Origin of the sequence: Pseudogracilibacillus auburnensis (genome assembly GCF_003201975.1) — a bacterium.
Lineage (GTDB): Bacteria > Bacillota > Bacilli > Bacillales > Amphibacillaceae > Pseudogracilibacillus > Pseudogracilibacillus auburnensis.
The window spans coordinates 152,971-175,396 of the sequence record NZ_QJJQ01000004.1 but is presented as its reverse complement, the minus strand read 5'-3'; the positions used below and the strand labels follow the sequence as shown (position 1 = coordinate 175,396).

The following is a 22,426-nucleotide window of genomic DNA, read 5'->3' as shown; positions in this document are numbered from 1 at the left end:
CATTAATATTTTTCCTCGCATATACTAATGATAAGAACTAAGATAGTTTATCTTTTGCAAGTGAGTGAAGAATCACTTGTAAATAAAAAATGCGAGGAGATACAAAATGGTTAGTGTGTCAGATGAAGTTTCTACCTACAGTAAAGAGGCATCTTCAAAAATGTTCCAAGATGCTGAAGTAGTCATTCCAGGAGGGGTAACTGCTAATATTAAACATTTTGCGCCTTTCCCTATTTTTATGAAAGAGGGTAGGGGCAGTAAACTCATCGATGTTGATAACATGGAATACATTGATTACTCCTTATGCTATGGTGCATTAATTACAGGGCATGGACATCCACAGATCATGCAAGCGGCCATGAAGCAAATGAATGATACAGGAACAATTATCTTCGGAACACCGCATGAGCTTGAAATAAAGATGGCTAAAAAGTTAATTGAGTTATATCCAAGTATGGAACAAATTAGATATACAAATTCTGGGACAGAAGCAATACTACTTGCTATACGTCTAGCGGTTGCATATACAAAAAAGTCCAAAATAGCAAAGTTCGAAGGTCATTACCACGGCGGAATTAATCAAGTACTCGTCAGCGTCAATCCAAGTCCGGACAGTGCTGGTCATGCAAAACAACCTACTCCTGTGACAGAATCGAGTGGAATTCCTTCTGATGAAACAGACAATACGATCGTTTTACCTTTTAATGATTTAGAGGCAACAGAAACAATTCTACGTGAACATAAAGACGAATTAGCTGCAGTTATTTTAGAACCTGTGCAAGGAGGATTTATTCCAGCTAAAAAAGAATTCATTCACGGCTTAAAAAAGCTAACAGATGAATTGGGAATTGTACTAATTTTTGATGAAGTAAAAACAGGTTTTAGAGTCGCCTTAGGTGGAGCCCAAAGCGTATATGGTGTCGAACCAGATATTACGGCACTTGGAAAAGTATTAGGTGGCGGCTTCCCAGTCGGAGCAGTCGGTGGTAAAAAAGAATTGATGATGCAAAGTGCAGCCAACGCAAAAGGGGATGTATTCGCGGTTGGAGGCGACAGTGACAAAACGCGTGATGTTGTCTTTCATAGCGGAACATACAACGGACACCCGATCGTTTTAGCTGCTGGTTTAGAAACGATTCGCCTTTTAGAAGAAGGGAATTTATTAAACGTATTATTTTCTCATACGAAACATTTGCGGTCACGTTTGGAAAAACTTTATGCCTCTTATCATATTGAAATGAAAACAATTGGAATGGGAAGCATTTTTAATATTATTTTTACAACTGAGCCGATTAAAAACTATCGTGATATGTGGCAGGCTAATACTGCTTTTCGTGAAGCAATTGATCAAGAACTATTACATTTAGGTGTTTATTTAAAACCGCTAAATCGCTACTCCATGTCCATCGCCCATACATTAGAAGATATTGATAGAACAGTTGATGCTCACGAAGTAGCTTTAAATAATGTATTAAAAAATAACTATCGAACAGCGAAATAAAAATACGCATTGAGGCTGGGGCAAAACTCTTTTATGAATAAAACGCATGAAATCTGATTTGGAAATCTTGATTTCACGCGTTTTTATTTTCATTTTTTAACTGAAAACAGTTTTTATAGGTTAGTCTTATTTAATTCTTTCGAGAAAAATCAAGTGCGGAAATGAAGATATCACCTAGCTTTTTTGGCTTTTAAGCAAAACTTTCCTTATACTTTAATCATGATCATCTTATTCGGAGGAGAACGATGAAAAAAATAAAAGTTATTGAGATGGGTGGAACTATTTCCGCACATGGAAAAAATCGCTTAGATTTAAAAGATTATCAATCCGGAGAGTATACGGGAAGTGATTTTTTAAAAGCAATCCCTGAAATAGAAAATGTTGCTAACGTTTCTTTTGAATCATTTTTACAAGTTAGCAGCACGGAAGTAAATGCAGACCATTGGATTCAGTTACGGAATAAGGTAACAAAATGTTTACTAGAAGAAAATTTTGACGGTGTTGTCATTACACATGGTACAAATACACTGGAAGAAACAGCTTACTTTTTACATCTTACAGTTCCATCTGATAAACCAATTGTTTTTGTCGGAGCACAACGCCCTTTTACTGCATTAAGCTCAGATGCCCATTTAAATTTACTCCAAGCGATTCGTGTCGCTGCAAGTGATGAAGCTATCAACCGAGGGGTGCTCGTCGTTTTGAATGATGAAATCAGCAGTGCACGCGAAGTGACAAAAACAAATACATATCGGTTAGAAGCATTTCAATCAGGGCAGGTCGGTTACCTTGGATTCATCGATCCAGATCAAAAGGTACATTTTTATAGACAGCCAACAAAAAAACATACGATTCACTCTGAGTTTGCAACTTTACAATTTGATAAGTTCGATAACGTAGAAATCATTTACTCCTATGCAGGTGCAACTGGACAGTTAATTGAACATCTTATCGAAGGCGGATATTATCGGGGAATTGTTACCGCGGGTACAGGAGCAGGTCTCGTTTCTCCAAGTGAAATGAATGCTTTACAAAAAGCGACAGAATCGGGGATTTTTGTTGTAAGAAGTAGCCGAGTTGGAAATGGTCGTGTCATGCCAATTGATCCATATGAAAAATATCATTTTATTAGTGGAGATAATTTATTACCGCAAAAAGCACGAATCTTACTCATGTTATGTATGTTAAAATATAATAAAATGGACGATATACAAGCAATATTTAATGAATATTAAAAGTAGTAATTAATCGTTACTTATTAATAAACAAAAAGCTACTCAACCATTTAAAGCAGAATTAATTTTGGAAATTGATTTAGGTTCTTTTTGGTTGTCCAAAGCAACTGGAAATTCTCCTAAACTCTAAGCCCTAAACATACTATACAAGGAGGGTTTGCATGATTTTTCAAAAGAAATTTTGGAACAAGGAGATATTTTAAAAAACTTAAATACACTCGATTATTACTGTAAAGAAGAAAATGTTTCAGCAGATCTAGTTATGTTAGATGGATCAGCATTATTAACTTTAATCGAGTTGAATGGTGGAATTTTCAGACCTACAATGGATGTTGATATCAACATAATTAATGTGTCCGATAGGAAAGTTTTTACTGAACAATTAAAGAAAGTAAATATTGAAATTGTGGGTGGGATAATGGAAGTTCCACCATTAGAAGATTTAGATGATCAGAATTCTCATTTTGAAATTGAGGTAGGATTTGAAGCTATACGTGTTTTCCTTCCTAATCTTGAATTGCTTGCCTGTAGCAAAATTTTTTCAACACGTGGAAAAGATTTGAGTGATTTAGAAAACACCTCAATACTTGAGTATTGTAACAAAGATAGGTTAATGTCAATGGTGGAAGAATATAAGCAATACCTTTTAAATCCATCAAACCTTAATTTGAATGTACATCATTTAAATCGCATTTTTGAATAAAAAGGAATAATTAAAAAAAGGGTTAAAACTGAACATAAAGGAGTTGTTCAGAATGAATAAGGTGCTTAACGAAAATTTATCATTTGAAGATTTCGTGAATAAATTAAGGCAGGAATATGAGTACCATAAAAATGGCGGAACAGAATATCGTCAAGAAACAGCAAGGTTATCTTTAGATGTGGCTATGGAAGTTAAGGAAGTAAAACCTTTTTTAAATCCATTAAGCTCGAAAAAATTAGTTTTAAAGCATTTGCCCCTCTTGGATAACCACAGAAAAGATGATGTTGCTAAAATGTTACGAGTACTGGCGAAGAGTATGTACTTGGAAAACAATACTACAAACGAAGTAAAAGAATATGTTGACAGGAAAATGAAAAATAAAATGAAGTTATTTATAAGATGATAGGAATTTTAAACGCATTTACTTTAGCTTATTGCCACGTGAGTGTGTTTTTATTTTTTAACATTTAAAAGAGGAATAACCAAAAAAGGAAAGTGGAGAAATGAGAAAAAACAGTCTGCTATAAGTGGTTAGAAAAAAAGCGGACACCAAAAATAATTTGATGTCCGCCTCATTTCAAAAGATTAAACAATCATTATTTTGTTACTTTTTCTCCCAGCAGCATTGTACCGTTTTCTTTCAAGTTTGTATGCCATGAGAAAGCTTTGTCTAACATATGTGGTGTATGGCCACCGACTTTTGCTTTTGCTTCTTCTAAATAATCTCTTAATTGTTGCTTATACTGAGGGTGTGCACAGTTTTCGATAATTTTCTCTGCTCTTTGAATTGGAGCAAGTCCACGAATATCTGCATAACCTTGTTCTGTTACGATGACATCTACATCATGTTCTGTATGGTCAACGTGGGAAACAAATGGAACGATTGTAGAAATGGCTCCTCCTTTTGCAAGTGATGAAGTTACAAATGTTGTAATTCTTGCATTACGTGCAAAGTCACCAGATCCACCAATTCCGTTCATCACACGTGTTCCACTCACATGAGTTGAGTTTACATTCCCGTAAATATCCACTTCGATCGGCGTGTTAAACGAAATGACACCTAAACGTCGAATTAGCTCCGGGTGATTCGAAATTTCTTGTGGTCTGAAAACAATTTTATCTTTATATTTTGCTAAATCTTCTCCTAGTGATTCGACACGCTTCTTTGAAAGAGAAAATGCAGTTGCAGACGCAAATTTAACTACTCCTGCATCAATCAAATCAAAAATACCATCTTGTAATACTTCTGAGTAAACTTCGATATCTTTAAACTGTGAGTCTTTCATTCCATTTAGAACAGCGTTTGCTACTGATCCAACTCCAGACTGAAGTGGCGCTAAAGACTCTGATAAACGACCTGCTTCTACTTCGCCAGCAAAAAAGTCTAATAAGTTATTAGCAATTTGTTGTGTCTCTTCATTTGGTTCAAATAAAGGAGAAGGAATATCAGGCTGCTCAGATAAAACAATTCCTTTCACTTTAGCAGGATCTACTTTAATTCCAACTTCTCCAATTCTTTCTCCAACAGAATACATTGGAATCTCACGGCGCTTCCCTTGCTCTTCTAAGACAACAATATCATGTAATCCTTCATATTCTTTCGGTGCAGTCGTGTTCAACTCAATAATGACATTTTCCGCTTCTTGCACGAAAATTGGTGAATTACCCACTGAACCAGTTGGAATAATAAGCCCATCTTCTGTAATTGCAGCTGCCTCGATGATAGCGTAATCAATTTTTCCTAAAGTTCCTTTACGCACTTCTTCAGCCACATGTGATAAATGTTGATCAATATAAAACATTTCACCATTATTGATCTTACCACGCATAACTGGGTTTCCTTGATATGGAACACGTAGATTAATGATTCCAGCTTCCGCCATCGATTGATCGGCAGTTGGACCTAATGATGCTCCAGTGTACAAATTAACTTTAAAATCCTCTTTTTTTCCACGTTCAGAAAGTGCAAGTGGAAACTCCTTTGGCTCTCCGAATAATGTAAATCCACTCATCCCTAAATTCATTCCATCTTTAATCCAAGAAGCAGCTTCCTCAGCTGAAACCACTTTGTCTAAAAATGCTTTATTTCTTATGAATTGGCTTAAATCAATACCCAATAAAATCACCTCTTAAAATATTATACATTTTGTTTCTATTCTATCAATAATTCAACGATTATTCATGTCCTTATGCATGAAAGGGCTTTAAATTCTACTGAACTACAATTTTTCATACATTAAATACATTTACCTTTTTGAAAAAACCCCCTACTAAAAACCCAAAATATTCCTTAATTGTTTTGAATAACTTTGACTAACTGGAACTCGAGATTGGTCAGACATAATTAAAATAAAGGTCGAATGAGAGTCAGGATGCACCTCTCTTATTTGATGTAAATTAATTATATATGATCTGTGGCACCGGATAAAGATGTTATTTGGTAAAATTATTTCCAGCTCTGTTAAGTTATATCGATGTGTTCCGTTTCGGTTTTCAGAAGTAACGTTCGTCTTTCTATTTTGTGCCTCCATAAAAATAATATTTTCAAAATGGATCGGAACCCAGCGGTCTGATGTCCTTACTGTTAAATAAGGGATAGATAAGCCTCTAGGTTCCCGAGGAAAGATGGCTGTCATTGCACCGACTATCTTTTTTTGCATCATGATTGGTTGAGATATTGCGTAATAAGAAACACCAAAAATAGTATCTCCTTTATATTCCTTCACTCGTTTTTTTGTTGTTATCGCTTTATATGTGACTGTTTCTGAATGAATTGTATCACCCGGTTTAATTTTCAAATCGATATCTAAACTCGGTTTATAATAAATAAATTTATCCAAATCTGCTATAGCAATGGAACTTGTATTAGGAAATAATTGATATAAGTTATTAAATAAATGTTGTACAATGGATGAATCCATCTTCCTCACCTCCCTTTAAGCCTTTTGATAAATAGATGTTTCGATATTTATTTATAGTGAATCGTTAAATAATCTTTTTTCCAGTTTGAGTGGCTCGATATAGTCACCATTCTCATCATATACACGCATATTACCACCTGAAATTTCGTCTATCAATATCATTTCATTTGTCGCTTTATCACGGCCAAACTCAAGTTTTATATCGTATAATTGTAGGTTTTTTTGGGCTAACTCTATTTTTACTATTTCAGAAATTTGTTTCGTTAATTGTTTTAATTGTACATATTCTTCTTTCGTAACAATATTTAATGCAGCAAGTGCATCTTTTGAAATGGGTGGATCCCCACGCTCGTCATCTTTAATCGTTACCTCGACAAATCCATCTAAAGCTTGTCCCTCTTCACAATAAGCTCCATAGCGACGATAAAAGCTTCCAACTGCTCGAAAGCGACAAATAACTTCCAGTCCATTGCCGAACATTTGCGCATCTTTCACTGTCATTGTCACATCTTCTAGATTTGATTCAATATAATGGGTAGGGATATTTTTTTGTTGTAATTTTTCAAAAAAATAGGTAGTCATTCGGAGACCCGATTTTCCTGCACCCTCTACTGTTAAGCCGACCGTGTTTGCCCCTGGATCAAACACACCATCTTCACCAGTGACATCATCTTTAAATTTTAATTGTATAGTACCATCGTCTAACCGATAGACATCTTTTGTTTTACCTTCATAAATAAGCTCCATATGGCTGATTCCCTTCTCATACGTTAGTTAATTTTAGTATAAAGCAGTTAAGAAAAAATAAAAAGGAATTGCAGGACCTTGAAATAATTTATCTGTTTTTTTCTCCCATATTATTCATTTTATCGATAAAAAAAGACCCAATAGTTGGGCCTCAAACTCTTATTGAAATATCGGTAAAGTGATAATAATCATCATACCAAACACGATAGTAAGATACGTTAATGAATAGTAAAACATTGAATTTGCATATTTTATATCATCTTTTTTAAATAAGCCTCGAATGGCAATAACTAACCATACTATATTTAATATGGAAGTAATCATAACAAAAGGTGTACCGAGCGATGTAAGGAATAATGGTAACGGAAGTAAACAGGCGACATAAACCGCTGATTGTCTTTTAGTCATGTCGAAACCGTATACGACTGGTAACATCGGTACGTTTGCTGCTTTATATTCTTCATATCTTCTCATTGCGATTGCAAAAGTATGTGGGATTTGCCAGATAAACATAATAATGAACAAAATAATTGGTACAATATGATAGGCTGATGTAACGGTCGCCCAACCAATAAGTGGCGTAAATGCACCAGAGATACTACCAATTACTGTGTTTAACGTATACCTTCTTTTTGACCAAAAGGTATATAATACGACATACGTAAACCAACCTAAAAACCCATAAACAAACGCTTCAAGAGTCGTGAACAATAACATTCCCAGACCTAATAATGAACTAATAATTCCCATTGTTAATACTGTTTTTAACGAAAAGTTTCCTGTTACAGTTGGGCGTTGTTGCGTCCGTTTCATTTCCCGGTCAAGGTCGACTTCATACCAGTTATTTAAGATAAGTGCTCCAGCCATTAGAAGGGTTCCACCAATCGTCATATACAAAAACTTGTCCCAATAATCTAAGAATGAAGCATTTGTAAAAAATAATGCCAACCAATATCCACTCAATATAGGTAAGACATTTGCAATTAATACAATTCCTTTTACGAGAGATTTAATATCAGTTAATATCGTTCGCATACTTTGTTTCTCCATTTTACAGTCAGTAGAAATATTCAATGAACTGCACCTCTTTAGACGTGAATATATCAATTATACACAATCATTATAACATGGTGAACTATTTCAATCTATGCAAACATATTACATATTAAGTACAATTCATGACCGATCGATTAAGAAGTAAGTTACATAAATAACTTTCAAAAATCATAAGCAAATAAAACAAAACATAAGACTTAAGGTATTCGGATTATCGTGTGGAATTTTCCTGTTTGGACTCATTTCAAACTTTACCTTGCATTACAAGACTAACAAAGTTATACTGATAAATAACTTGTAATACAAGATATTTTATATTCATATACCTTGTATTGCAAGTTAGTTAGAAAGGGGTGAAAGACTTGTCATCAACACAAATGCTAAAGGGTATAATTGATGGCTGTTTGCTTGCCATTATAAAAAATAAAGAAGTGTATGGATATGAATTGGCAGAAAAATTGGGCAATTATGGTTTTAAGTCCTTTAGTGAAGGGACAATTTATCCTTTATTAATGCGGATGCAAAGGGAAGAATTAGTTACATCAACATTAAAAAAATCAACGGCTGGACCAAAAAGAAAATATTACTCACTGACAACTAAGGGTGAGATGGAATTAAACGAATTTATGGAACGTTGGACTACACTACAGAACAATGTCAACAGAGTGTTACATTATGAGTCAAATACAAAGTTTACAAAAGGAGATGAGATGATTGAAGAATGAATTACAACTTTCTAAAAATAGCCAAGATTTCTTAGAAAACTTAACAATATACTTATTTTCAAGTGGAAAAAATTCGGATGAAATTGAAGATATTGTCCAAGAGTTAGAAATACATTTATCAGAAGCAGAAAAAAACGGAAAATCGATTGAAAAAATTATTGGTAAATCACCGAAAGAATATATGAAGATGGTTTCTAATGAAATGATCATTGACTATCGAACATGGTTCAAATACATTTGCCTAATTGTTTTTGGTTCATTTTCATTTACGATTATCCTAGATTTATTAGAAGGAAACCTTTCCTATTCTTTCTTGGAAATTTTCGGGCATATTGTCATTAGTGCAATATTTATCACTTCTGTTTTCATAGGGTTTACCTATATTTCTACACATAGTCATTCCATCAAAAAACAGGGATTGATATTAGTTGGTATAGCGATATTACCAATGACTCTTTTTGTTGGTTTAATCTACTTAAATAGAGTCATTGACACTCCTGTCATTCATCTTGGCAATACCGGGAGCTTGATCATCGGCGTGATCACAGCAATATTTATCATAGGTGTTTCCATTTGGGCAAAATCTTGGACGCTAATGATTATAGTAGCATTGTTAACATTGCCTAATTATTTACTTCATCTGATGTCACTAAAATATGAAACAAAACTTATCCTAAGTATAATGATAACCTACGGCGGAATTGCTATTTACCTTTGGATATTGTCCAAACTTGAAAAAAGGAAAAAAGATAGATAGCCACAACGATAGACTCGTGGAAACTCTTATTTTAAGTAAGTTTCCACGAGCTGTTTCAAGAGCTATATTAAAAACCAAAGGAAAAAATAGATGTTAACCAATATGATTCATTTACTAAACTTGAGGATTTAAGATAAAAAAAGTGACTCTGATTACAGTAGAGTCTATTGCTCCCCCCGTTAACATTTCATGGCACTAATTTTTCTACACTAACTAAGGCAATGGATAACAATACTTTCTCACCCTTTTTTCACACTATTTTCCATCATTCAAAATATCAAAATGAAGCTAGAACAAAGGTTTTATCAAATAGGATTCGCAAAATAACAGTTGCATATAACCCGCAGAAATATATGTCGCACTTCCTAAGGCGACTGATACCCCTTCGCCAAACAGGACGTGCTAGTGTCAGCGTAGATCACATGAACGTGACATTTCTAGCCAACCAGGAGCCTTCATCTATTCACCATTCGATTTGATCGTTTTAGTTATATTCCGGCCTCGTTTATTTTCAAGTCACACTAGTTACTCGGAAACACTTTACACAATATCATGGAAATATTTCACAGTCACCATTTCATCTCCTACTTTCCTCTCCCCCCAAGTAACATGTACATACACTTTTGCTAGCTTCAAATAGTCATCCCCATACGTTTCTGCCCATTCTAAGACGACGATACTTTCATATAAATGTGCCATTCGTTCTGCCATCCACTTCGCCTCAATTGTTTGCTCCTCACCATGTAACCTCGAAAACAGTGTTAAATCTTCTTTCAATTTAGCCCATTCCATTCGTATAATAACTGTTAAATCACCATCTTGTAACTGATCGAGTCGTGCTTTCATTTCGTCTATAAATAATAGATGAGCATCATATTTATTAACGAGACGTGTTAGTTCCAATCCTAGAATATTTGCTGTTCCTTCCCAAACGGTTAAAACTTGCGCATCCCTTAGCAGACGTGGGGTAACAAAGTCTTCAATATACCCATTTCCCCCATGCATTTCAATCGCTTCATGACAAAAGTGAATTGCCTGTTCAGCGGTTTCTTTTTTCATGATCGCAATAAATAAACGATTAAGGATTGTTTCCCTTTCTGAAGCTTTCCCATTTGAAACTTTTTCAAATAAAGAAATTAAATCAAAAACAGTGACGAGTTCAGCATGCCATTTCGCCTTTAACTTTCCTAATGTATGCTGAACCATTGGATATTCAGTCAGTCGTTTGCCAAACGCATTTCTTCGCGATGCATAATGAACAGCCTCTATATAGGCACGTCGCATAATTCCAACAGACGCAACCGCATTCGAAACGCGCGATAAGTTAAGTGCTTCCATCATATAATAAAAACCTTTTGTAGGATCGCCAACTACATAAGCAATAGCCCCATTAAATTCAACTTCACCAGATGGAACAGCACGAACACCTAATTTATCTTTTAGGCGACGAATCCGGACATTATTTAATGTTCCATCATCCTTTTTCCACGGTACAGCAAATAAAGTTAATCCTCTCGTACCATTTGGAGCACCCTCCATTCGTGCGAGCACCATGGCAACGCCGCACATTCCTGCGTTCGAGGCAAAATATTTTTCACCATATAACTGGTAATGTTCTCCTTCTTTTACAGCTTGCACTACATTTGCTCCGACATCTGATCCACCTTGACGTTCTGTTAAAAAGGTGGCCCCTTCATACAAAGGTACCTCCCCAGTTGAACAAACATGGTGTAAAAAACGCTCCTTCACTTCGTCGTTCCCGTAATGATCGAGCAAATATGCCGTTGCCAATGTTAAAGTCACCGGACAATAAAACCCTGCTTCTGCCTGTGATAATACGTATCCTTGGGCAAAGCTATACACATAATTTCCTTTTTGATTCAAGTCTGGAATTTCTTTATGCACATACCCGACAATTCCTCGCCCATACGTTTCGTTCACTGTCTGTTTATATCCTTCATTTACCCAAACATGGGAAACTTCCTCCCCATATCGGTCATATGATATAAGCCGCGGCTCTCCTTCTCTGTCTGTATGAACTGCCCGTTCATCTATTTCGTTTGCACATAAATCACCAAAAGATGTAAGTTCATTCTGAGCGAAATGTAAAAATTCCCCACCCAATTTAGTTTCTAAAATTTTGTGCAATGTATCGTCTTCTGTAAAAAAATTTCGGCGTCCCACTTTTTCCTTTGCTTCTAATACTTGGGGACGTACTTTGCTTTTCATCACTAAATCACCTCATTGCTGTAATTTTCTCTTAACTGATGTTTCAGCACTTTTCCAGCAGCATTTCGCGGAAGTGCTTCTATTTGTTGAAAAATTCGGGGAATTTTATTTTTAGCTAGACTTTGCTGTAAAAACGTACGCAATTCATCTTCATCCACTTCTTCGGTTGCCGAAAAAATAGCTTTTACTGTTTCTCCCCATTCTTCGTGTGGTACCCCAATAACGGCAACTTCTTGGAGCGATGAAAACTGAAGCATCATTTCTTCAATTTCTTTCGGATAAATATTAACACCACCGGAAATAATTAAATCGTCCTTTCGATCAACGACCCAAATATAACCATCCTCATCCTGGCGAGCTAAATCACCAGTCTTTAGCCAATCATCAATAAAAGCTTCTTCGGTTGCCGTTTCATTTTTATAATAACCAAGCATATTTCCTTCTCCCCGAAGGATAATTTCCCCCACTTCGTCTATAGCCACGTCCGTTCCCGTATCATCCACAATTCTTATTTCTGTATGAAGAGGTGCTCGTTTACCAATACTTCCACGTTTACTATCATGTTCTCCTTTTAATAATAGAGAGCCACTTGGTCCAGCCTCTGTTAACCCGTACACACAAACAAAATCGTTTGAGTGAAATGCTTGTTGAATCATGTGAACTTCCGGCGCACTTAATGCAGCACCTCCGTATATCCACCATTTCATGGAGGAAAGATCTGCCTCTTGAAGTCTCGGTTGTTTTGCAGTTAGTAAATAAGCAACTGGGGCACCAAAAAAATGAGTCGTCTTTTCTTTTTCAACGGTATCGATGAATAAATCAGGTGTAAATGTCGGTGTTAACACAAGTGTTGCTCCAACGACCATTCCACCCATTAAAAATAAATGTAACGGTGCGGAGTGACTAAGTGGCATCATTAGCAAAACGCGACTGTCTGGTTTCATTTCCATTTCCACGCAAATCATTTGTGCGACTGTTAAAATGTTTCGGTAACTAAATAAAACACCTTTAGGTTTTCCAGTTGTTCCAGACGTATAGAGGATGCTTGATTCGTCGTCTTCGGTTAAATCACAATGAATGGCTCGATCTGAACCCATATCAAGTAAATTTTCAAAAGAAAGCCATCCACTCAGCTCATTACCTGTTTTAATTTTAAGGTTGGGTTTTTGTAACTCTTTTACCGTGTCAAAGAGCAGGTCATGCGCAATGATAGCGCTTGCATTTGAGTGGTCAACAATGTACTTTACTTCTTCCAGAGTAAGTTTCGCACTGATTGGTACGACAATAGCACTAATACGCTGGACAGCAAAATAACTAATGATAAATTCCAATACATTTGGTAAAAATAAAATGACCCTATCTCTTGCTCCTACTCCATTTGCTCTTAAACTCGAAGCCAATCTATTTACCGATTGATCCAACTCTTCATATGAAACTCTTCTTCCCATACAGATGACCGCTTCCGCTTCTGGATACTTCCTTGCATTTCGAGTTAATAATAGTGAACTATTCATCGTAAGACTCCCCCTCTAAATTATTTAACTTTTCAGTGAATTCTTTCATTAAACCTTTTATTTCACGCTTAATTTGTAGTAATTCCGCAACTCGCTCGTCAATATCATTGAGCCGCTTTTCCCCATACTGGATCGTCCGTTCAAGCTGTTTTTTTCCAGTTCTGTCTTTGTCAAATAAAAGAACCATTTCCTTTATTTCTGTTAACGTAAATCCATATCGTTTTCCGCGTGCAATTAATTTTAATTTCGCTATTTCACTTTTAGGATATAAACGCTGTTTTGCCGAAGATCGACTTGGCTTCAATAACCCAATTTCTTCATAATAACGAATCGTACGTGTCGTCACCCCAAACATTGTAGCCACTTCTGAAATCCGTTTCATCACCACCACCTCTTCATTCTTATTATACAATATATCATTTACGTTAACGTCAACTACAAGGGGGACTTTTAACATTTTAATTAGAAAACTTAGATGATCGCTAAGTCTTTTAAGCGGAAAGTCTATGTCCACGAAACCATTGATTTGGGGCTTTGTTTTAATTATGTGCACAAAAAGGTGGATGAAAGGGTCGAGGACGGCTAAGATCCCTAGCATCCTATACCTACGATTAATCGGCATATTACACTCTGTCTGCAAAACTCGCACTAGACGTCCTGATTGTCACGGTTCGAGACGGCGCTGGAGCATATGCTTTTTAATACGTAAGTAGCGGAAATCAAGCCAATATGAAATAGTTAATAATAAACTAACTAGCTAAGGAAAGTGAACCTCCCTAATTACCAAAATGACCATTACTAGGTGCTAATCGTTTTCGAAATGCAGGAATCTTTGAGAAAGTGCGGAAATTCTTGAGAAAGTGCGGGATTCTTGAAGATAGTGCGCAAATTCTTAAAAAAGTGCGGGATTTTGAAGAAAATGCGTAACACTTAATTAAAAATGATTTATGATATAGTTAGTGATATCTCTTTTAAGAATGTACTGCATATATTGTTATTATCGTTATTGAGAAAGGAAATGAAAAGATGGGTAAAATGAATATCGGAATTATTTTTGGAGGGAAATCTGCTGAACACGAAGTATCCTTACAATCTGCTAAAAATATTATTGATGCCATTGATAAAGAAAAATTTACTGTCACATTAATTGGAATTGATAAGCAAGGAAATTGGCATTTAAATGATCACTCTTCTTATTTATTACATGCTGACAATCCAAAGCTCATTCAACTAAACAAATCGAATGAAACTGTAGCAATTGTTCCAGGCTCTAATGAACATCAATTTATCCAAGCAAATTCTACAGCGATATTAGAACAATTGGATGTTGTTTTCCCCATTGTTCACGGCACTTTAGGGGAAGACGGAAGTTTACAAGGAATGCTCCGTTTAGCCAACTTACCATATGTTGGGCCAAATGTTTTAGGATCTTCCTTATGTATGGATAAAGATATTGCCAAACGATTGTTACAAAGTAGTGGAATAAAGGTTGCGGATTGGCTTGTTTACACTAGTGCGGAAAAAGATGACATCGATTTTCAAAAGGTGCAAGAAAAATTAGGTCTTCCCCTATTCATTAAACCAGCAAATCAAGGGTCATCTGTTGGTGTTAGCAAAGTAATGACAGAGGATGAATTTTCTCAGGCGGTTCAATTAGCATTTGAATATGATCGCAAAATAATCATTGAAGAAGCGATTCAAGGCAGGGAAATTGAATGTTCTGTCCTTGGCAATGATCATCCTATTGCATCACTTCCGGGAGAAATTTTACCCAAGACTTCTTTTTATTCGTATGAATCTAAATATATTGATGAAAAAGGAGCTGAACTTGCTGCACCCGCCGATTTAACAGATAAAGAGATGGAGAAGGTACAGGAAGTGTCCATTCAAGCGTTTAAAGTATTACAATGTGAAGGTCTAGGCCGGGTTGATTTCTTCCTAACAGATCCTGGTGATTTATATGTAAATGAAATTAATACATTGCCTGGTTTTACAAAAATCAGTATGTACCCACGATTATGGGAAGTAAGTGGTCTTTCCTATTCCTCATTGATTACAAGATTAATAGAACTTGCAATCGAAAGACATGAAAAAGAGAGTAAGTTGAAAAGTACTATTTAAAAATAAAATGATGAGATCAAGCCTGTTTTCAACTGATAGAAAAAACAGGCTTGACGATTAGTCAATACTCCTGCTATTGACTAAAAATGAAAAATAGTATAAAATGACTGACAGTCAGTCACTCTGTGGGAGGTAATTTAAAATGGATGATAAAAAACGAAAGATTACATTATCGGCATTGAACGTTTTTAAGGAAAAAGGGATTGAAAAAGCGACTGTTTCTGAAATTGTAAAAGGGGCTGGCATTGCGCAGGGCACTTTCTATTTATATTTTCCTTCCAAATTGTCTGTTATACCAGCTATTGCAGAAGTAATGATTGAAAAAGCGATTAGCCTATTTCATGAGCAAATGGACAATCAAGTTCCTTTCACCGAACAATTACAAATTCTTATTGAAATTGTTTTTGAGTATACGGAGAATTATCGAGAAATTTATGCATTACTTTATGTCGGATTAGGTTCCAATCAACAATTAAATGAGTGGGAAGCAATATATGAGCCTTACTACGAATTAATTAGTAGCCTATTAAGAAATGCTCAACAAAATGGGGAAGTCTGTGATAATTTGCATGCAAAACGAACAGCTACTTTATTAATAGGCCTATTAGAAACTGCTGCAGAGCAATCTTATTTATATGACGAACAAAATGAAGAAACGATCCAGTTAAAAAAACGAGATGTATACGAGTTTGCGATGAATGCATTGAAAACAAACTAATCGGTTAGTGCTGATTGGGAGCATTATGTAATGCGAATTTTGGTTGTGCGCCGATTTGGAGGATGATGCACGCTGCGAATTTCGATTATGCGACGATTCCAGAAAATTATTTGTCGGACTAAGGAAATCCAAACGATCATGTAGCATTTACACAGTAGGATTGTCTAATAAAACCTTAATAATGACTGAATGTCAGTCATTATTGTTTTTTTCTTTTCTCACAAACAATCTTTCTTCAACAATCTTGAAATTTACATTAAGAAGGAGCATCTTAAATGAACAAAGCATGGATTTATGTTGCGTTAACGAGTCTGTTTGAATTGGTTTGGATATATAGCTTTAATACTGCAACCACATGGTGGCAGTGGATCATTACAATTGTTTTTATCTTTTTAGATTTACACTTTTTAACAAAGGCTTGTGAAAGTTTACCAACAGGGACAGTATATGCAATATTTGCAGCCGCAGGAACGGTTGGGACAGCATTGATGGACATTTATATTTTTCATGATTCGATTACAATGGGAAAACTTATTTTCATGGGACTTATTTTAATAGGAGTAATTGGACTTAAAATTGCCGATGATCTACCTAACAAAAAACAACAGGAGGTTTCATCATAATGGGTTGGCTATACGTCGGACTTGCAGCAATAACAGAGTTAGTGGGAGTCTATGGATTAAGTAAATTTAGTAAAGAGCGTACCTTTACTAATTGGTTGCTTTATTATGGTGGGCTTGCAGGATCTTTCGTTTTTTTATATGTATCTTTTCAATATTTATTAGTAAGTGTTTCATATACTGTCTTTATCGGCATTGGAACGGCTGGTGCTGTTATTTTAAATATGGTTGTCTTCGGAGAATCAAAAAATATTTTTCGAATCATAAGTTTATGTATTATTATTGTCGGTGTGACAGGATTAAAAGCTTTATCCTAATAAGTAAATTTAATAGTTCATTTTATACAAGTTTGCTATAGTAGGAGAGATTGATAAATTCGCTTGCAAAAGTTTTCAATATAAAAAGGGGGAATGCTACTTGAGATTACTTAGAGCTGGAGTACACTTTTATCTCGTCGGACTTATCATATTAACGTTGGGAATCGCCTTATCGGTTCAATCCATGCTCGGAACATCTCCCTTTGATGCACTACTTGTTGGACTATACCGAACATTTGGGTTATCAATTGGTAGCTGGGAAATTGTCGTCGGTTTCGCTATGGTGCTAGGAAATGCGCTAGCCGAAAAAAAACGCCCAGAATATTTTGCCCTTATTACATCATTCGTTACTGGAATTGGGATTGATAGTTGGTTATTTATTTTGCGACACTGGATCGTTCCTGAAATGTGGATCGGCCAGTGGATGTGTCTTTCTTTTGCCATCATTTTTACGGGACTTGGAATCGCCATCTATTTACAGTCGAACGTTGCACCGAACCCGATGGATCGGTCGATGCTTATCGTTTCCAAATTAACAGGTTGGAATGTTACTTATTCAAGGGCTGCCATAAATGTTTTACTCGTTATTACCGCTTTTTTCTTTCATGGCGCAATTGGGATCGGTACATTACTAAATGCTATTTTGACGGGTATGTTTATTTCGCTGTTCCTTCCATATGTCCAAAAATTCAGAAAAGCTAGTTTAGAAAAGTTATATGTACAAGAAACAAAATTAGGAATAAAGTAAAATTTATAATGTCAACCGTGCAGAATACTGAATCACAGAAAAGCACGAAGACAAGAATGAAATAAGAGGCTGGGACATAAACAAAAGTAGCAACAGAAAGGCCGAACAATATGTGAGTTAAGCGTAGGAAATATACGTAGACTCCTACGGGAACAGCAAATGGTCTTCGATGGGACGAACGAAAGTGCAGTCCCACGAGTCCGAAGATCCCTGTAGCGACTCGAAACGAGGAGCTATAGAAGCTGAGGCCGTGCCCGTGGAAAGCGAATTATATTTCCAAAGCTGTCATAAAACTGTCATAGTTCGTCTTTTCTTCGATAAAAATACTTTTATCCCAACCTCTTTCATTTTAATATGAATAAAACCCTAAACAACCGGGACAGATATTCATTGGCTGCACATAATACCCACCATAAGGTGAAATTGCCTGATTGTCAAAATCCAAAAATGGCTGCATTTGCCAATCATTTTGTCCTTCTCCAGCTACTCCCCCACCCCGTTGATCGATACTATTTCCCATTGGGGGCATTTCATTTCGTTCATGCATCCAATTTAGCCTGACATCTCCCGCTTCCTTTCTTTTTTCCATACTTCTGACACTCTGCATATTTTGTGTGTGATTCATTTTTGGCATCTCATTTTCTCTTTCTTCCATATGTCCCTTTTCATGATGGCTTTTATTCATACGTTCTATAGATTCTACCTTTTGCATTTCTGCCTCCATCACCTCCATCTCACAATCTGCTGGAGGTCCAATGACAACTGTTTCATGGATTGGGCTTAAAGCTTCTTCTACTTTCTCTTCATTCAAACAATACAATTTTGCCAATACTTCATCAGGTGTAAGCCGGAATAAATCCGAACCAAATATCGTTTCTAATTGATTTGTATCATGAATGGCAAGTAAATGAGTATAATCTTTTTTGGCACAAACATAATGCCACCAACCTTGTGGAATGGTTACAACCTCTCCTCGTTCAATGGTGAATGACTGCCATTCTTTATTATCCATATTTATAAAACTTAACTCCGCTTCCCCACTAATACAATAAATTAATTCCGTAGCATTCGGATGATAATGTAATTCTACACAATTACCTTTACTTAAAAAGACATCTAATAAATATACATTGCCTATTCTCGCTAGCTGGTCGATACCGAGTGCATTAATGTAATTGGCATTATCTTTTTTATAAAGTTCATTATTACTAAGTTTATACGTAAATTCTCCTTGCATTTTTTTGTTACTAGTCATCTTCACACCTCATTTTTTCTTAATCGATTTCAACATAGTTTATGCGCCCAAATGGAAACCGTGATTCAGAAAATTTTAATATAGTGTCATACAATTACGATGACAATAATCTGACAACTCGTTACAATGAGAGTAACTTATAAATTCCGCTCGTGTAAAGGAGTATGTATGAACAAGTACATATATGGTCTTTTAGTCATTGTAACAACTTCATTAATGGGCTCTGCTTTTGCAATTGGAAAAATAGGATTAATCTACTCATCTCCCATTCTATTAGTCGCATTAAGATTTTCCATTGCAGGCATCATCATGGCTGTAATTGTTATGCTCTTAAGAAGAAAACATCCAAGCTCACTTAACGAATGGGTAAAAATATGTATCATCGGCTTTTTTCAAACTGCGGGTGTTATGGGATGTATTTTTGTCAGTTTAAAGACAATCACAGCTGGTGAATCTTCTATTCTCACTTTTATCAATCCATTACTCGTGATTATTTTCGGAACTGTTTTTTTAAAATTTACGTATCGCAAATTACAGTGGTTTGGAGTTTTACTAGGTTTTATTGGAGTGTTCATTACTTTCGGAGCTCATGTCTCCATTAAAATAGGAACACTTTTAGGTTTTATGTCAGCAGTTTCATGGGCGATTGGAACATTACTTATTAAAACATGGGGAGAAAAGATGGACGTGTGGGTTTTAACAGCATATCAAATGCTCATTGGGGGCATTATATTATTTTTTAGTAGCTTCGTCCTTGAAGAGCCTTTTTTTGAAATAACGACCATATCGATCGTCATTTTATTGTGGCTTGCAATTATGGCTTCTATCATCCAATTTGCCATTTGGTTTTATTTACTACAGATTGGTGACCCCGGAAAAACGAGTGCATTTTTATTTCTAGCACCCTTTTTCGGCGTATTATCTGGATGGATCTTGTTGAATGAACCTATTCATTGGTACGTTATGCTTGGTGGCGCGTTTATTTTTATTGGCATCTTTTTCGCAAATTGGACAGTAAAAACTGTAGATAAAAAATTGTAAATTACCCTCTTTTAAGTTGATGATTTCTTCATCTTTTCACATAATGCTAAAGAACCAGTTATTTGTGGTATAATGTTAAAAAATAAGCAAGATTACCTAACGATGTAAGCGTTTCCTTTTTTTTAAAAAAAATCAGCTGTATAAACCCTATAAAAATCCAAGGAGAGAAGTTAAATGAAGAATTTATTAAATCGTTTTCTATATTCGGTTCAAGCGAAGATTACTCTTCTTTTATTAGCAATCTCCATTATTCCGTTATCTGTCGCCTCTATTCTAATCGTAAACCAAACGACGAAGGCGACTGAAAAACAAGTACAAGATACACAAACAAAGATTACTGAAATAAATACTTACTATATTGATAATTGGTTTTTACAAAAAATAAATTCTATCGAAAGTTTAATTGATACATATCCAGAATTACAATCGGAAGATACAGATCAAATCATCCCACTTCTACAAATTTTAAGTGTGGTTGATAAAGATGTTAAATGGTATTCCTATTTAGATGCTGATGGCTATGCGATAGATACATTAGGGAGGGAGACAAATATTTCAACTCAAGATCATTTTCATTTTACAAAAGACACAAAAGAAGTCTATATTTCGGATATAGTTAAAGATATTAAAACAAATGAAAATATTTTAATCATAGATGTGCCAATCATAGGAAAAAACAATCAATTTATTGGCATCATTCAAGCTATTTTAGATCCCCATGAAATCGTACAATTAATTAATACAATCGATTTGGGTGACTCTGGCTATGGATATTTAGTATCAAAAACCGGCACTATTTTAGCACATCCAAATAAAGAGCTTATTGGTACACTTGTATCAGATTCTATTAGTAAAATGGATCAATTTAAAAAGACCATATTAGAAAAAACTAGTGGCTATACATCATTTGAGCAAAATATGATTGCGTTTGAACAAATTGGTATAACGGGATGGCAATTACATATTTCTGCACCAGAAAAGGCGATATTTGCTACTATAAATAAATCAAAAGTTGTCACGGCGAGTATCCTCCTAATCTCTATGTTAGCCGTAAGTGTTGTCGCTTATTTATTGACAAACTATATGGTTAAACAAATGAAAGATATTATGAATATAATGGAAAATGTCTCAGCCGGGGATCTAACAAAACGATTAGTAAGTAAAGGAAAAAATGAAATTACATATCTTCGTAAAAATATCAATGATATGCTTGATTCATTTTCAACTTTGACGAAGAAAATAAGTATAGCAGCAGAAGAGGTCGTTACTTCGGCAAATAAATTGCAATTTGAATCTGACCAATCAAATGAAGTTTCACATAAAATTACGAATTCGACTAATGTCATTGTAGAAGGAGCAAAAGGACAATTAGAGGCATCAAAGCAAACATCTTTATCGACAGAAGAAATGGCTTCGGGTGTTCAACGAATAGCCGATACATCAATTCAAATTTCCACGCTAGCATCCAATGTAATAAATGAGGTGCATCGTGGAAGTGATGAAGTTGCTCAAGCTATCAATCAAATTCATTTTGTGAGTGATTCTGTGAAAAACTCCGTTACAACCGTCCGTGAACTAGAAGAAAAATCAACTTCAGTTCATGGAATAGTTGATCTCATTTCACATATTGCTGATGAAATAAATCTTTTAGCACTGAATGCAACAATTGAAGCGGCTCGTGCAGGGGAACACGGAAAAGGATTTTCGGTTGTCGCAAATGAAGTGAAAAAATTAGCAAATCAAACAGGTGAAGCTACAACAAATATTCAAGCTATTTTGGAGGACATTACTACTTCAACGAAAACATCCGCCAATGCAATGGAGAATAGTTTACAAGAAGTGAACAGTGGAGTAGCACAAGTACAAAACATCGAACATTTATTTCAGTCTATTTTACGCTCGTTTGAAGAAGTATCGAATGAAATTCAAGAAATTTCTACTGTATCTGAAAAGATTGCTGCCGGAACAGAGGAAGTTGCCGCCAGTGTTCAAGATGCTGTTCAAACAAATGAAAATTCTTTAAACGAATTAAATGAAATTTCATTGTATATTTCAAACCAAGTTCAATCAAGTTCATCTATTGTTAGTGCATCAAAAGCGTTGAATGATATGGCAACTGATCTACAACAACTTATCCTCAATTTAAAATATGAAAAAGGCTGAGGCAAAAGTGTTTTAGTCCTGGAGTAAGCCGAACGATGATTGAAATTTCTTCCAG

General features: G+C 35.4%; 21 protein-coding genes. 13 read left to right on the top strand and 8 right to left on the bottom strand.

What is annotated here, in order from left to right:
• Nucleotides 1-106: 106 nt before the first annotated feature.
• The 4 genes from DFR56_RS07545 (at nt 107) to DFR56_RS07530 (ending at nt 3,842) form a co-directional block, all read left to right on the top strand.
• Nucleotides 107-1,501, top strand: a complete 1,395-nt coding sequence (locus tag DFR56_RS07545; RefSeq protein WP_110394835.1) for an aspartate aminotransferase family protein — start codon at nt 107-109, stop codon at nt 1,499-1,501.
• Between the two features lie 245 nt (nt 1,502-1,746).
• Nucleotides 1,747-2,736, top strand: a complete 990-nt coding sequence (locus DFR56_RS07540) for an asparaginase (RefSeq protein ID WP_110394834.1) — start codon at nt 1,747-1,749, stop codon at nt 2,734-2,736.
• A gap of 157 nt (nt 2,737-2,893) precedes the next feature.
• Nucleotides 2,894-3,439, top strand: coding sequence for a DUF6036 family nucleotidyltransferase (locus tag DFR56_RS07535; RefSeq protein ID WP_110394833.1), 546 nt, complete (start codon nt 2,894-2,896; stop codon nt 3,437-3,439).
• Between the two features lie 52 nt (nt 3,440-3,491).
• Nucleotides 3,492-3,842 carry a hypothetical protein gene (locus DFR56_RS07530; RefSeq protein ID WP_110394832.1) on the top strand — a complete coding sequence of 117 codons (351 nt, stop codon included), beginning with the start codon at nt 3,492-3,494 and terminating at the stop codon, nt 3,840-3,842.
• 193 nt (nt 3,843-4,035) lie between these two features.
• Here the strand turns inward: DFR56_RS07530 and DFR56_RS07525 are convergent, their stop codons facing one another.
• The 4 genes from DFR56_RS07525 to cyoE all read right to left on the bottom strand — a co-directional run bounded on the left by DFR56_RS07525 (nt 4,036) and on the right by cyoE (nt 8,142).
• Nucleotides 4,036-5,556 carry a succinyl-CoA:acetate CoA-transferase ScpC gene (locus tag DFR56_RS07525; RefSeq protein ID WP_110394831.1) on the bottom strand — a complete coding sequence of 507 codons (1,521 nt, stop codon included), beginning with the start codon at nt 5,554-5,556 and terminating at the stop codon, nt 4,036-4,038.
• 153 nt (nt 5,557-5,709) lie between these two features.
• The gene (locus DFR56_RS07520) at nt 5,710-6,360 is read right to left on the bottom strand and encodes a LytTR family DNA-binding domain-containing protein (RefSeq protein ID WP_110394830.1); all 651 of its coding nucleotides are present in this window, start codon (nt 6,358-6,360) and stop codon (nt 5,710-5,712) included.
• Between the two features lie 51 nt (nt 6,361-6,411).
• The gene (locus tag DFR56_RS07515; protein WP_110394829.1) at nt 6,412-7,107 is read right to left on the bottom strand and encodes a phosphoribosylaminoimidazolesuccinocarboxamide synthase; all 696 of its coding nucleotides are present in this window, start codon (nt 7,105-7,107) and stop codon (nt 6,412-6,414) included.
• A gap of 159 nt (nt 7,108-7,266) precedes the next feature.
• Nucleotides 7,267-8,142 carry a heme o synthase gene (cyoE, locus tag DFR56_RS07510; protein WP_244916454.1) on the bottom strand — a complete coding sequence of 292 codons (876 nt, stop codon included), beginning with the start codon at nt 8,140-8,142 and terminating at the stop codon, nt 7,267-7,269.
• Nucleotides 8,143-8,525: 383 nt separating this feature from the next.
• On the opposite strand from cyoE, the gene DFR56_RS07505 reads away from it, so the two are divergent.
• Together DFR56_RS07505 and DFR56_RS07500 are read left to right on the top strand one after the other, a co-directional pair.
• Nucleotides 8,526-8,888: a PadR family transcriptional regulator gene (locus DFR56_RS07505; RefSeq protein WP_110394828.1), complete on the top strand. Its 363-nt coding sequence runs from the start codon at nt 8,526-8,528 to the stop codon at nt 8,886-8,888.
• Nucleotides 8,878-9,645, top strand: coding sequence for an HAAS domain-containing protein (locus DFR56_RS07500; RefSeq protein ID WP_110394827.1), 768 nt, complete (start codon nt 8,878-8,880; stop codon nt 9,643-9,645). The genes DFR56_RS07505 and DFR56_RS07500 overlap by 11 nt, the downstream gene beginning before the upstream one ends.
• Before the next feature lie 540 nt (nt 9,646-10,185).
• On the opposite strand, the gene DFR56_RS07495 is transcribed toward DFR56_RS07500, so the two are convergent.
• From DFR56_RS07495 to DFR56_RS07485, 3 genes are read right to left on the bottom strand one after another with little or no spacing between them, the layout of a single operon-like run.
• On the bottom strand, nt 10,186-11,874 hold the full coding sequence (locus tag DFR56_RS07495) for an acyl-CoA dehydrogenase family protein (RefSeq protein WP_110394826.1): 1,689 nt from the start codon (nt 11,872-11,874) through the stop codon (nt 10,186-10,188).
• Between the two features lie 2 nt (nt 11,875-11,876).
• The gene (locus DFR56_RS07490; RefSeq protein ID WP_110394825.1) at nt 11,877-13,388 is read right to left on the bottom strand and encodes a class I adenylate-forming enzyme family protein; all 1,512 of its coding nucleotides are present in this window, start codon (nt 13,386-13,388) and stop codon (nt 11,877-11,879) included.
• The gene (locus DFR56_RS07485; RefSeq protein WP_110394824.1) at nt 13,381-13,770 is read right to left on the bottom strand and encodes a MerR family transcriptional regulator; all 390 of its coding nucleotides are present in this window, start codon (nt 13,768-13,770) and stop codon (nt 13,381-13,383) included. Before DFR56_RS07485 ends, DFR56_RS07490 begins: the two co-directional genes overlap by 8 nt.
• 644 nt (nt 13,771-14,414) lie before the next feature.
• Here DFR56_RS07485 and ddlA point away from each other — a divergent pair.
• The 5 genes from ddlA (at nt 14,415) to DFR56_RS07460 (ending at nt 17,912) form a co-directional block, all read left to right on the top strand.
• Nucleotides 14,415-15,509: a D-alanine--D-alanine ligase gene (gene ddlA / locus DFR56_RS07480; RefSeq protein WP_110394823.1), complete on the top strand. Its 1,095-nt coding sequence runs from the start codon at nt 14,415-14,417 to the stop codon at nt 15,507-15,509.
• 142 nt (nt 15,510-15,651) lie between these two features.
• A complete protein-coding gene (locus DFR56_RS07475; protein WP_110394822.1) occupies nt 15,652-16,227 on the top strand; it encodes a TetR/AcrR family transcriptional regulator in 576 nt (191 codons plus the stop codon).
• A gap of 275 nt (nt 16,228-16,502) precedes the next feature.
• Nucleotides 16,503-16,850, top strand: a complete 348-nt coding sequence (locus tag DFR56_RS07470) for a DMT family transporter (protein ID WP_110394821.1) — start codon at nt 16,503-16,505, stop codon at nt 16,848-16,850.
• Nucleotides 16,850-17,164: a DMT family transporter gene (locus DFR56_RS07465; protein ID WP_110394820.1), complete on the top strand. Its 315-nt coding sequence runs from the start codon at nt 16,850-16,852 to the stop codon at nt 17,162-17,164. The genes DFR56_RS07470 and DFR56_RS07465 overlap by 1 nt, the downstream gene beginning before the upstream one ends.
• A gap of 100 nt (nt 17,165-17,264) precedes the next feature.
• Nucleotides 17,265-17,912, top strand: coding sequence for a YczE/YyaS/YitT family protein (locus tag DFR56_RS07460; protein ID WP_110394819.1), 648 nt, complete (start codon nt 17,265-17,267; stop codon nt 17,910-17,912).
• Between the two features lie 349 nt (nt 17,913-18,261).
• Here DFR56_RS07460 and DFR56_RS07455 read toward each other — a convergent pair whose 3' ends face one another.
• The gene (locus DFR56_RS07455) at nt 18,262-19,167 is read right to left on the bottom strand and encodes a cupin domain-containing protein (protein ID WP_110394818.1); all 906 of its coding nucleotides are present in this window, start codon (nt 19,165-19,167) and stop codon (nt 18,262-18,264) included.
• Nucleotides 19,168-19,335: 168 nt separating this feature from the next.
• On the opposite strand from DFR56_RS07455, the gene DFR56_RS07450 reads away from it, so the two are divergent.
• Together DFR56_RS07450 and DFR56_RS07445 are read left to right on the top strand one after the other, a co-directional pair.
• A complete protein-coding gene (locus DFR56_RS07450) occupies nt 19,336-20,208 on the top strand; it encodes a DMT family transporter (protein WP_110394817.1) in 873 nt (290 codons plus the stop codon).
• A 174-nt stretch (nt 20,209-20,382) separates the two neighbouring features.
• Nucleotides 20,383-22,371 (top strand): methyl-accepting chemotaxis protein, encoded by a 1,989-nt coding sequence (locus DFR56_RS07445; RefSeq protein ID WP_110394816.1) that lies wholly within the window; start codon nt 20,383-20,385, stop codon nt 22,369-22,371.
• Nucleotides 22,372-22,426 lie beyond the last annotated feature (55 nt).

What these genes read in the sequence shown, in the direction of transcription:
- ddlA (WP_110394823.1), top strand. Translation starts at nt 14,415, where the DNA reads ATGGGTAAAATGAATATCGGAATTATTTTTGGAGGGAAATCTGCTGAA.
- DFR56_RS07490 (WP_110394825.1), bottom strand. Translation starts at nt 13,388, where the DNA reads ATGAATAGTTCACTATTATTAACTCGAAATGCAAGGAAGTATCCAGAA.
- DFR56_RS07495 (WP_110394826.1), bottom strand. Translation starts at nt 11,874, where the DNA reads ATGAAAAGCAAAGTACGTCCCCAAGTATTAGAAGCAAAGGAAAAAGTG.
- DFR56_RS07445 (WP_110394816.1), top strand. Translation starts at nt 20,383, where the DNA reads ATGAAGAATTTATTAAATCGTTTTCTATATTCGGTTCAAGCGAAGATT.
- cyoE (WP_244916454.1), bottom strand. Translation starts at nt 8,142, where the DNA reads ATGCGAACGATATTAACTGATATTAAATCTCTCGTAAAAGGAATTGTA.
- DFR56_RS07530 (WP_110394832.1), top strand. Translation starts at nt 3,492, where the DNA reads ATGAATAAGGTGCTTAACGAAAATTTATCATTTGAAGATTTCGTGAAT.
- DFR56_RS07470 (WP_110394821.1), top strand. Translation starts at nt 16,503, where the DNA reads ATGAACAAAGCATGGATTTATGTTGCGTTAACGAGTCTGTTTGAATTG.
- DFR56_RS07455 (WP_110394818.1), bottom strand. Translation starts at nt 19,167, where the DNA reads ATGACTAGTAACAAAAAAATGCAAGGAGAATTTACGTATAAACTTAGT.
- DFR56_RS07465 (WP_110394820.1), top strand. Translation starts at nt 16,850, where the DNA reads ATGGGTTGGCTATACGTCGGACTTGCAGCAATAACAGAGTTAGTGGGA.
- DFR56_RS07485 (WP_110394824.1), bottom strand. Translation starts at nt 13,770, where the DNA reads ATGAAACGGATTTCAGAAGTGGCTACAATGTTTGGGGTGACGACACGT.
- DFR56_RS07545 (WP_110394835.1), top strand. Translation starts at nt 107, where the DNA reads ATGGTTAGTGTGTCAGATGAAGTTTCTACCTACAGTAAAGAGGCATCT.
- DFR56_RS07520 (WP_110394830.1), bottom strand. Translation starts at nt 6,360, where the DNA reads ATGGATTCATCCATTGTACAACATTTATTTAATAACTTATATCAATTA.
- DFR56_RS07540 (WP_110394834.1), top strand. Translation starts at nt 1,747, where the DNA reads ATGAAAAAAATAAAAGTTATTGAGATGGGTGGAACTATTTCCGCACAT.
- DFR56_RS07450 (WP_110394817.1), top strand. Translation starts at nt 19,336, where the DNA reads ATGAACAAGTACATATATGGTCTTTTAGTCATTGTAACAACTTCATTA.
- DFR56_RS07515 (WP_110394829.1), bottom strand. Translation starts at nt 7,107, where the DNA reads ATGGAGCTTATTTATGAAGGTAAAACAAAAGATGTCTATCGGTTAGAC.
- DFR56_RS07475 (WP_110394822.1), top strand. Translation starts at nt 15,652, where the DNA reads ATGGATGATAAAAAACGAAAGATTACATTATCGGCATTGAACGTTTTT.